This is a genomic window from Noviherbaspirillum sp. ST9, from assembly GCF_048799745.1.
GTDB lineage: Bacteria > Pseudomonadota > Gammaproteobacteria > Burkholderiales > Burkholderiaceae_D > Noviherbaspirillum.
The window spans coordinates 1-1,222 of sequence record NZ_JBLWFR010000028.1; the positions used below are offsets into that span (position 1 = coordinate 1).

1 protein-coding gene is annotated in these 1,222 nt (G+C 62.4%); it reads left to right on the forward strand.

The features are described from left to right. A partial coding sequence (locus tag ACNOHI_RS24505) for a HAMP domain-containing protein (protein WP_420477342.1) occupies positions 1-1,222 on the forward strand: 1,222 nt, incomplete at both ends.

The following is a 1,222-nucleotide window of genomic DNA, read 5'->3' on the forward strand; positions in this document are numbered from 1 at the left end:
TGCGGGCGGCATCGACGGCGAACACGATGGTGGACCAGCTCTCCTCGTTCGCCTCGGAAGTCACGCGCGTGGCGCGCGAAGTGGGTACCGAAGGCAAGCTCGGCGGCCAGGCCAATGTGCCGGGCGTGGCGGGCACGTGGAAGGATTTGACCGACAGCGTGAACTCGATGGCGGGCAACCTGACCTCGCAGGTGCGCAACATCGCCGACGTCACCACGGCGGTCGCGAACGGCGACTTGTCGAAGAAGATTACCGTGGACGTGCGCGGCGAAATTCTCCAACTGAAAGACACCATCAACACCATGGTGGACCAGCTGCGTTCGTTCGCCTCGGAAGTGACGCGGGTGGCGCGCGAAGTGGGTACTGAAGGTAAATTGGGTGGGCAAGCCTACGTGCCCGGTGTGGGCGGCACCTGGAAGGACCTGACCGACAACGTGAATTTCATGGCGTCGAACCTGACCGGCCAGGTGCGCAACATCGCCGAAGTCACCACCGCGGTCGCCAACGGCGACCTGTCCAAGAAGATTACCGCCGACGCCAAGGGCGAAATCCTCCAGCTGAAAGACACCATCAACACCATGGTGGACCAGCTTTCCTCATTTGCATCGGAAGTGACGCGCGTGGCGCGCGAAGTGGGTACTGAAGGCAAGCTCGGCGGGCAGGCGCAGGTCAAGGGCGTGGCCGGCACCTGGAAGGACTTGACCGACTCGGTGAATTCGATGGCCGGCAACCTGACCGGCCAGGTGCGCAACATCGCCGACGTGACCACCGCGGTGGCCAACGGCGACCTGTCCAAGAAGATCACCGTGGACGTGAAGGGCGAAATCCTGGAGCTGAAGAACACCATCAATACCATGGTGGACCAGCTCTCTTCATTCGCATCCGAAGTCACGCGCGTGGCGCGCGAAGTGGGTACAGAAGGCAAATTGGGAGGCCAGGCGCAGGTCAAGGGCGTGGGCGGCACCTGGAAGGACCTGACCGACAACGTGAACTTCATGGCCTCGAACCTGACCGGCCAGGTGCGCAACATTGCGGAAGTGACGACGGCGGTGGCGCGCGGCGACCTGTCCAAGAAGATCACGGTGGACGTCAAGGGCGAAATTCTCGAACTCAAAGACACCATCAACGTGATGGTGGACCAGCTGTCTTCGTTCGCATCCGAGGTAACCCGTGTGGCGCGGGAAGTGGGTACCGAAGGCAAACTGGGCGGCCAGGCGAACGT